The following is a 9,191-nucleotide window of genomic DNA, read 5'->3' on the forward strand; positions in this document are numbered from 1 at the left end:
GCCGCCGGCGCCGCGGTGTCCGCCGCCTCGGCCGGGTCCGTCATGGACTTCGCGGGCACCCACTCCGCCGAGGCCGGCGATATCGCACTCCTCGCCAACGGTGAAGCGGCGCCGGCGACCGGTGCGCCCGACGCGCCGTCGTCCACCACCCCCGCCACTCCCTCTCTTCCCGAGCCCGTGGTGGTGTCGGTCCTCGACACCGAGTCCGAGAACCCGCAGTCGGCCATGCTCTACGCCGGCACCGAGATCAACACCCAGCGGGAGATCGCCGAGGAGCAGGCCCGGCGCCCGAAGGTCGCCCTCCCCGCAGTGGGCACCTTCACCTCGGGTTTCGGCATGCGCTGGGGTGCGATGCACGCCGGCATCGACATCGCCAACGCCATCGGCACCCCGATCCTCGCGGCCACCGATGGTGTCGTGATCGACTCGGGCCCCGCCCAGGGCTACGGGAACTGGATCCGCATCATGTCCGACGACGGCACGATGACCCTCTACGGCCACATGGAATCCCTCGACGTCCGCGTGGGCGAGCGCGTCTACGCCGGCCAGAAGATCGCAGGCATGGGCAACATGGGCTTCTCGACGGGATCCCACCTGCACTTCGAGGTCCTGCTCAACGGCGGCACCCAGCACGTCGACCCCGTCATCTGGCTGGCCCAGCAGGGCATCCACCTCGCGGGCGCCGGGAGCAGCGAGAGCTCGGGCTTCAGCCCCTTCGGGAGCTGACCTCCCACCTGGGCAGTCGTCCACGGTCGAGTCGGCTGATCGCGACGACTGAGCGCGACGCCTGAGCGCGCGTTCCCGAGCTCGGCCCGGCCCGGTCCCGGACCGACTCCCGGTATCGGGGCGCCCGTACGGACGTCCTCTCCCTAGAGCTTCTGCATCGGGACTCCCCCGATGAGCATCAGGCGCACCTTTCCCGACGCACCGAAGTCGATCGTCGCCGTGGCCCGGGGCCCGCTGCCGTCGCAGCTCAGAACCTTCCCGAGACCGTACTTGTCGTGCGTCACCCGATCTCCGGGCGCCAACTCCAGGGCGGGCGCGGAGGACTTGGCCCGGGGAATCCCGGACGACCGGCCGCCGCCGGAGCCGAATCCACCACCGGAGCCGAACCCACCACCGGAGCCGCCACCGAACCGGCGCCGCGGCGCGTACGAGTCGTCGTCACCGAACCGGCCACCGCCGGCCGGTTCCTCACGCTGCCACTCGATCGCCTCCGACGGGATCTCCTCGAGGAACCGCGACCCGGGGTTGGTCATGGGCTGGCCCCAGGACGAGCGCATCATGGCGCGGGTCAGATAGAGGCGTCGACGCGCACGGGTGATACCCACGTACGCCAGCCGCCGCTCCTCGGACAGCTCCGCCGGGTCCCCGAGCGCGCGCATGTGCGGGAACAGCCCGTCCTCCATGCCGACGAGGAACACCACCGGGAACTCGAGCCCCTTGGCGGTGTGGAGGGTCATGAGGGTGACCTGCCCCTGGTCCTCGGCCGGGATCTGGTCGGCGTCCGCCACGAGGGAGACCCGCTCGAGGAAGGCCGCGAGCGAACCGGGCTCGGCGATGCCCTCGTCCAGTTCGGCGTAGTCCGGTGCGGCGTCGTCCGGTGCGCCGTCGTCCAGTGCGGCGTCGGACTGGTCGGCCACCGCTCCCGCGGCGTCCCCGGCGTCCTCGTCCCCGAAGCCCTGCTCGCGCGCCGACCGCTGCAGCGCGGCCTCGGAGGAGAACTCCCGCCCCACGCCCACCAACTCGTTGAGGTTGTCCAGGCGGGCCGCGTCCTGCGGATCGTTGGAGGCCTCCAACTCGGCCCGGTATCCGGTCCGGTCGAGCACGGCCTCCACCAGGGCGCCGACGTCGGGGGCCGAGTCCTCGCCACCGGCGTGGTCGGAGCCGCTCAAGCGCCCGCGGAGCTCGTCGAGGAGAGAGACGAAACCCGCGATCGCCTTGACCGATCGGGTGGGCAGCAACGCAACCCTGCCCTCCGCGGCGTCCCGCAGGGCCTCACCGAAGCCGATGGCCCGCTGCTCGGCATGGACCGCCACACACGCCTCCGCACGGTCCCCGATTCCCCGCCGAGGGGTGTTGAGGATGCGGCGCAGCGCCACCGTGTCGTCAGGATTGGAGAGCACCTTGAGGTACGCAACGATGTCGCGCACCTCCTTGCGCTCGTAGAACCGTGTGCCCCCGACGACCTTGTAGGGCAGACCCAGCCGGACGAACACGTCCTCGATCACCCGGGAGGAGTTGTTGGTCCGGTAGAACACGGCCACGTCGGAGTACCCGGCGTCCCCGGAGTCCACCAGGCGGTCTATCTCCCCGGCGATGAACCGCGCCTCGTCGTGCTCGTTGTCCGCCACGTACCCGACGAGCAGCTCGCCGGTTCCCTCGTCGGTCCAGAGGTTCTTCTCCCTCCGGCCCGGGTTGCGGGAGATCACGGCGTTGGCGGCGGAGAGGATCGTCTGCGTCGAGCGGTAGTTCTGCTCGAGCAGGATCGACCGGGCGTCCGGATAGTCGTGCTCGAAGTCCTCGATGTTGCGGATCGTCGCGCCCCGGAACGCGTAGATGGACTGGTCCGCGTCGCCCACCACGCAGAGCTCCGCCGGTGCCACCCCGGCCGCGGCGTCGTCCCCGGACCCGGCCGCACCGCCGACGAGCGTCCGGACCAGGATGTACTGGGCGTGGTTGGTGTCCTGGTACTCGTCCACCATGACGTGCCGGAACCGGCGCCGGTAGTACGCCGCAACCTCCGGGTGCGACCGCAGCAACCCGACGGTCTCCCCGATCAGGTCGTCGAAGTCGAAGGCGTTGGCCGCCTGCAGCCGCGCCTGGTACTCGGTGAACACCGCCGCCACCGTCTGCGCGGTCCGGTCCGAGTCCTCCAACGCACGGTCCATGGCCTCCGACGGCTCGCGGAGCTCGTTCTTGTGGTTCGAGATGGCCGAGGCGAGCATCCGCGGCGTGAACTTCTTGACCTCGAGGTGCTGCTCCTTGGCGATCATGCCGAGCAGGCGACGGGAATCGTCCGAGTCGTAGATCGTGAAATTGGAGTTGCGCGTGCCCAGCAGCGCGGACTGGGCCCGCAGGATCCGCACACAGATCGAGTGGAACGTGGCCACCCACATCCGTTCGGCATGGGGCCCCACCAGGGCGGACACCCGCTCCCGCATCTCGGCGGCGGCCTTGTTGGTGAACGTGATGGCGAGGATCTGCCCGGGGTGTGCGCCCCCCTCGGCCAGCAGGTACGCGATCCGCCTGGTCAGCACGCTGGTCTTCCCGGAACCCGCGCCGGCCACGATCAACAGCGGACCGCCGCGGTGCGTGACCGCGGCGGCCTGCTGTGGGTTGAGTCCGTCCAGGAGCGGTGAGTGCGGCGAGGTGGGACTGACGGCGGAACGGGCTGGGGCGGGAGCGGAGTGGGTCATCGTGGCGTCCAATCTACCCACCCGGTCCGACACCCTGTTCTCAGCGCGGACGGTCCCCCATGAACTCGTCGACCTGCGCGGCGGTCGCCGTCAGAGTCGGATCGTTGTCCAGGTAGTACCGCGTCTCCCGCACAATGAGGCCGGAGAGGACCAGGAGGCCGATGAGGTTCGGGATGGCCATCAGTCCGTTCATCACGTCCGCGAAATTCCACACCACCTCGAGTTCGGTGACCGCACCCACGAACACCACACAGGTGAAGACCATCCGGTAGGGGATGACTCCCCCGGCGCCCACGAGCCGCTCGACACACCGCTCGCCGTAGTACGACCAGCCGAGGATCGTCGAGAACGCGAAGAACGCGATCGCCACCGCCACCAGCTTGTCGCCGTACGGCATGGCCTCGGCGAACGCGTCGGCGGTCATGGTCCCGGCCGTGTCGCTGCCCTGCTCCCACACGCCGGAGGTGACGATCACCAGACCGGTGAAGGTGACGACGATGATGGTGTCGATGAACGTCTGGGTCATCGACACCAGGCCCTGGCGGGTCGGGTGGGTGGTCTTGGCCGCCGCGGCCGCGATGGCCGCCGAGCCCATCCCGGACTCGTTGGAGAAGATGCCCCGCGCGACACCCATCTGGATGGCGTACATGATCGCCGCGCCCGCGAAGCCGCCGACCGCGGACGTCCCGGAGAAGGCCTGCGTGAAGATCTGCCCGAAGGCGCCGGGGATCGCGTCGGCGTTGAGCACCAGGACGACCATCCCGCCGAGCAGGTACAGCACGATCATCAGAGGCACGAACCCGGCCGTGACCCGGCCGATGGCCTTGATGCCACCGAGCAGGACCGCACCGGTGAGGACGAACAGGATGACGCCTGAGGCGACCACCGGGACGCCGAAGGAGTTGTCGAGCTGGGCCGCCACCGCGTTGCCCTGCGTCATGTTGCCGATGCCGAAGCTGGCCAGGACGGCGAACACCGCGAACACGATCGACAGGACCAGCCCCACCCGGCCGCCGGTCTTCCCGAACAGCTCGGCGAACCCCCGGTGGAGGTAGTACTGCGGACCACCGGACTGCTCGCCGCGGGCGTCGGTGACGCGGTACCGCACACCCAGGAAGGCCTCCGAGTACTTGGAGGCCATCCCCACGAGGGCGGTGACCCACATCCAGAAGAGCGCGCCCGGCCCTCCCAGTGAGATCGCCGTCGCCACGCCGACGATGTTGCCCACGCCGACGGTCGCGGCGAGCGCGGTGGTCAACGCCTGGTACTGGGTGATGTCACCCGCCCCGCCGTCGTCCCTCCGCCGCACCAGCCCGAGATGGAGCGCGGGCCCCAGCTTGCGGAACTGCAGTGCCCTCAGACGGATCGTGAGGAATAGGCCCGTGCCGAGGAGCAGCGGGATGAGGACGAAGGGTCCCCAGATCACGGAACCGATGTCCGCGAGAGTCGAGTTCAAGTTCTCCACGGGCGGAAACACTAGACGGTCCCGCGGCCTCCGCGGAAGCAAGTGGGATAATCGCGGCATGAACACCGACCCCGCCGGCACGGACGATCCGCTGTCCGAGGCCCAGATCCAGGAACTCCGACTGGAGATCGACCGGTTGGACGCCGAGATCCTGGACGCGATAGTCCGTCGCAGCGAGATCTCCAAGCGCATCGGTCGCACGCGGATGCAGTCCGGCGGCACCAAGCTCGTCCACACCCGCGAGCTCAAGGTCTACGAGCGCTTCTCCTCACTCGGGCAGGAGGGGCAGACCCTCGCGGGGATGCTCCTACGTCTCGGTCGCGGGCGACTGGGCTGAGTCCCGGCCGACCCGACCGGCCGTGGAGGCGAACCCCAACCACGTGTGGTGGTTGTTCGCCCAGCACCAGCCCACCTTCGGCGCGCCCTTGTTCTCCCGGCCGTCGCGGCCGGTCCCCCCGCTGATCCACAGCGCCGGCGTCCGGGCATCCAGCGCTCCGTCCGCCTTGCGCTTCCGCGATCCGATGCACATGAAGCACCTGCCGGGCTCGAGCATCTCCGGCTGCTGGAGCAGCCAGCTCACCCCCTCGGAGATGGTCAGCGGAGTGCGCCCCCGACGGGCCAACTCGGCGTGCGCGTCCGTCGGGGTCCAGCCCAGCATGTCGTCGTCGCGTGTCACGTCCCTGACCAGATAGAGCGGGGCGTCCGGAACCCGGACGTCGTCGGTGGGTGTGAACTCGGCCAGGTCGGACATGTCGACGACGACGAAGCCCGCCCTCCCACCACGGCGCAGCAGGGTCGCCAGTCGGGCGGTGGACACGAACGACGGGTGGACGGCCAGCACCGGCCGACCGGGCCCCGGGGCGGCGGCACGAGCTGCGCCGTCAAGAACTGCGTCTTCGAGAGCTGCGTCTTCAAGAGCTGCGGCGTGCTCCCGCAGCCGCCCGGCGGTGATCCCGCCGAGCTCGGGCACGCCCAGTTCGACGAGCCGATCGGCCTGGGCTGACACGGAGGGGTGGTCCGGAGGAGTCATGGGGGTCACGTGTCTGGAACGGGCGGCGGGGCCCCCGTATTCCCGACTAACCTCGCTGTCAGACGGCGGGCGATCCCCGGGCGGCAACACTGGGCAGGAGCGGCAATGACGGACATCAGCACGACACCACAGTGGTCGGCGATCGAGGATCTCGTACCGGCGATCGGCGAGGTGACCCTCCGTGAGCTGTTCGCCGCCGATCCGGAGCGGGGTCGCCGCATGGCGGTCACCGCGGGCGATCTGCACGTCGACCTGTCCAAGCACCTGGTCACCGACGAGGTCCTGAGCGCTCTGACCGAGCTGGCCCACGCCGCACGGCTGCCGGCCCAGCGGGCCGCGATGTTCCGGGGCGACCGCATCAACACCACCGAGGACCGATCGGTCCTCCACACCGCGCTCCGTCTCCCGGCCGAGGCCGACCTCGTCGTCGACGGGCGTGACGTCGTGGCCGACGTCCACGGGGTCCTCACCCGGATGGCCGACTTCGCCGACCGCGTCCGGTCCGGCGGATGGACCGGGCACACGGGCGCGCGGATCGACACCGTGGTCAACATCGGCATCGGCGGCTCCGACCTCGGGCCCGTGATGGTCGATAAGGCCCTGCACCACCTGCAGACCGCGGGGATCAGCGCACGCTACGTCTCCAACGTGGACCCCGCCGACCTCTCGGCCGTGCTCGCCGAGGTCGACCCCGCGACCACGCTGGTGGTGGTCGCCTCCAAGACCTTCACCACGCAGGAGACCATGGCCAACGCCCACGCGGCGCGTCGGCACTTCGTCGAGGCCCTCGGATCGGAGGAGGCGATCGCCTCCCACTTCGTGGCGGTGTCGACGGCCACCGAGGAGGTGGCCGACTTCGGGATCGCCGCGGACAACATGTTCGAGTTCTGGGACTGGGTCGGGGGCCGGTACTCGGTGTCGTCGGCGATCGGCCTCTCGGTGATGATCACGGTGGGCCCGCCCGCGTTCGTCGAGCTGCTCGAGGGCTTCCACGCCATGGATCTGCACTTCGCGACCGAGGCCCCCGAGCACAACGCGCCGGTCCTCATGGCCCTGCTCGGCATCTGGTACACCTGCTTCCTCGGGGCCCAGTCCAAGGCCGTGATCCCCTACGCCCAGGGCCTCCTGCGGTTCCCCGCCTACCTCCAGCAACTGACCATGGAGTCCCTCGGCAAATCAGTGCGACTCGACGGCTCCGACGTCTCCTACCCCACCGGCGAGGTCTACTGGGGCGAGCCCGGCACCAACGGCCAGCACGCCTTCTTCCAGCTCCTGCACCAGGGCACCCAGCTCGTCCCGGTGGACTTCATCGGGGTCGCCCGTCCGGTCTCGGACCTGCCCACCGCCAACGGCGCCGGATCGATGCACGACATGCTCGTGGCCAACCTGTTCGCCCAGTCCCGTGTGCTGGCGTTCGGCAAGACGGAGGACGAGGTGCTCGCCGAGGGCGTGGACCCCGCGATCGCGCCGCACAAGGTGATGCCCGGCAACCGGCCGTCCACCACGATCCTCGCGCCGTCGCTCTCGCCCGGGGTGCTCGGGCAGCTCATCGCCCTCTACGAACACGTGGTGTTCGTCCAGGCCGCCGTGCTGGGCATCAATGCGTTCGATCAGTGGGGGGTCGAGCTGGGCAAGGCCCAGGCCGGCGAGCTCCTGACCGCCCTGACCGCGGAGAAGCACCCCGGGGAGGGCTTCGACTCCTCGACGGATGCTCTCGTCGAGATCTACCGCGAGGCACGCGGGCGCCGCTGAGACGGAATAGCTCGGCCCGGGAGTGTCGTAGCCGGGTGCGAGCATGGTCGTATGAGCACTGTCTACTGCACCGCCACGAGTCTGGACGGGTACATCGCCGACGACGAGGAGAGCCTGTCCTGGCTCTTCGCGACCTCCGGGGAGGCCGAACCCGCGGGGTACACACCGACCGAGTTGGACCCCGCCCTCCCCGACCTCCACTTCGACCGCTTCTACTCCGGCGTCGGGTCGATCGTCTGCGGCGTCAACACCTTCGAATGGGTGCGCCGCGACCTGACGAAGGACGGCCAGCCGTTCGCCTGGCCGTACACCGTGCCGAGCTGGGTCGTCACCCACCGCGATCTCGATCCCGTCGACGGCGTCGAGTTCTTCGCCGGTGACGTCGGCGACCTGCACCCTCTCCTGGTCGACGCCGCCGACGGCGGGGACGTGTGGATCGTCGGGGGTGGTGACCTCGCAGGTCAGTTCGCCGACCGGGGACTGCTGGACCGGGTCTGGATCCACCAGTGTCCGGTCGTCCTCGGTTCCGGGCGCCCCCTGTTGCCCCGCCGACTCCGACTCCACCGCCAGAAGCTCGAGACGCACGGCCAGTTCACCGCGATGCTCTTCGACGTGGTGGGCCCGGAGCCCCGGATCACGCCCTGACCGGTGAGTAGCCCGGCGATTTCCTCCGCTGCAGTCCCGGACGGAAAGCCCGCGGCAGACCCTTGCACGTTCGAACCTGTGTGCGTAGACTAGAACGTATATTCGATACGGTGACGGTGGCGGAAGGCTTCGGAGGTGTGGCATGGACGTCGGCAACGGCCCCTCCTCCGACAGTTCCTCCGCTGTTGATCCGTTGACCGGGCTGACCGCCTCGGCTCGTGCCGGATGGGCGGCCGAGAATCGCGCCTCCGCCCAGCGGCTGTCGGCCTGCTACGACCTCCTGCTGGAATGCCAGCGCCGCGACGACTCAGGCACCGGCCCTGATTCCCCGCCCGGCCACGCGGTGGTGGACCCGTTCGTGGTGGCAACCGGATACGTGGTGGCGGCGATGGCCGTCTCCGCCCTGAGAGCCGAATCGATGATCTCGTTCGCCGCGGACCTGCACCAGCGCTACCCCGCCGTTCTCGCCGCCCTGGCAGCGGGACGCCTCGACCAGCGCGCCGCCGAACTGCTGGCCCGCCAGATGGCGACCGTCGACCCCGAGGTGCTTCCGCAGGTGCAACAGGACGTCGTCGACGACTACCTGGCCGCGACGGAGGCCGGCGAACGCCTCGGTCGGCACGCGGTACGCGATGCGGTGGACGCGATCATCACCCGCTACGACGCCGAGGGAATCCGTCGGCGCAAGGAGGACGCCAGCCGTGCGCGCGGTGTGCGCATCAGCAAGGGCACTGACGGCATGTCCACCGTGTCGGCCATTCTGGCCACCGAGGAGGCCGCCGTCCTTGCCGAGGCGATCGATCAACGCGCTGCCGAACACGCCGCCGCCCAGGCCGAGGCTGCCGCGGCGAGCGCAGCCGCGGCCGAGGCCACCGGCGAG

General features: G+C 69.9%; 8 protein-coding genes. 5 read left to right on the plus strand and 3 right to left on the minus strand.

What is annotated here, in order from left to right; all coding sequences use genetic code 11:
* The coding region (locus tag G6021_RS08280) for a M23 family metallopeptidase (protein ID WP_347238323.1) at nt 1–726 on the plus strand (726 nt) is incomplete at its 5' end.
* A gap of 143 nt (nt 727–869) precedes the next feature.
* On the opposite strand, the gene G6021_RS08285 is transcribed toward G6021_RS08280, so the two are convergent.
* Both G6021_RS08285 and G6021_RS08290 read right to left on the minus strand, forming a co-directional pair.
* Entirely contained in the window at nt 870–3,419 is a 2,550-nt protein-coding gene (locus G6021_RS08285) for a UvrD-helicase domain-containing protein (protein ID WP_182641041.1), read from the minus strand.
* A 40-nt stretch (nt 3,420–3,459) separates the two neighbouring features.
* Nucleotides 3,460–4,884 (minus strand): sodium:alanine symporter family protein, encoded by a 1,425-nt coding sequence (locus G6021_RS08290; RefSeq protein ID WP_179525864.1) that lies wholly within the window; start codon nt 4,882–4,884, stop codon nt 3,460–3,462.
* Between the two features lie 58 nt (nt 4,885–4,942).
* Here G6021_RS08290 and G6021_RS08295 point away from each other — a divergent pair, with 58 nt between their 5' ends.
* Entirely contained in the window at nt 4,943–5,221 is a 279-nt protein-coding gene (locus G6021_RS08295) for a chorismate mutase (protein ID WP_107746400.1), read from the plus strand.
* Here G6021_RS08295 and G6021_RS08300 read toward each other — a convergent pair.
* Nucleotides 5,192–5,890, minus strand: a complete 699-nt coding sequence (locus G6021_RS08300; RefSeq protein WP_347238934.1) for a DUF5701 family protein — start codon at nt 5,888–5,890, stop codon at nt 5,192–5,194. The two genes, G6021_RS08295 and G6021_RS08300, sit on opposite strands and share 30 nt — an antisense overlap.
* Nucleotides 5,891–6,019: 129 nt before the next feature.
* On the opposite strand from G6021_RS08300, the gene pgi reads away from it, so the two are divergent.
* The 3 genes from pgi to G6021_RS08315 all read left to right on the plus strand — a co-directional run.
* Nucleotides 6,020–7,666: a glucose-6-phosphate isomerase gene (gene pgi / locus G6021_RS08305; protein ID WP_182641043.1), complete on the plus strand. Its 1,647-nt coding sequence runs from the start codon at nt 6,020–6,022 to the stop codon at nt 7,664–7,666.
* A 51-nt stretch (nt 7,667–7,717) separates the two neighbouring features.
* The gene (locus G6021_RS08310) at nt 7,718–8,311 is read left to right on the plus strand and encodes a dihydrofolate reductase family protein (protein ID WP_182615764.1); all 594 of its coding nucleotides are present in this window, start codon (nt 7,718–7,720) and stop codon (nt 8,309–8,311) included.
* Between the two features lie 142 nt (nt 8,312–8,453).
* A partial coding sequence (locus G6021_RS08315) for a DUF222 domain-containing protein (RefSeq protein ID WP_182641044.1) occupies nt 8,454–9,191 on the plus strand: 738 nt, incomplete at its 3' end.

The organism is Dietzia sp. CW19 (assembly GCF_014145265.1).
Classification (GTDB): domain Bacteria; phylum Actinomycetota; class Actinomycetes; order Mycobacteriales; family Mycobacteriaceae; genus Dietzia; species Dietzia natronolimnaea.

What these genes read in the sequence shown, in the direction of transcription:
- G6021_RS08285 (WP_182641041.1), bottom strand. Translation starts at nt 3,419, where the DNA reads ATGACCCACTCCGCTCCCGCCCCAGCCCGTTCCGCCGTCAGTCCCACC.
- G6021_RS08295 (WP_107746400.1), top strand. Translation starts at nt 4,943, where the DNA reads ATGAACACCGACCCCGCCGGCACGGACGATCCGCTGTCCGAGGCCCAG.
- pgi (WP_182641043.1), top strand. Translation starts at nt 6,020, where the DNA reads ATGACGGACATCAGCACGACACCACAGTGGTCGGCGATCGAGGATCTC.
- G6021_RS08310 (WP_182615764.1), top strand. Translation starts at nt 7,718, where the DNA reads ATGAGCACTGTCTACTGCACCGCCACGAGTCTGGACGGGTACATCGCC.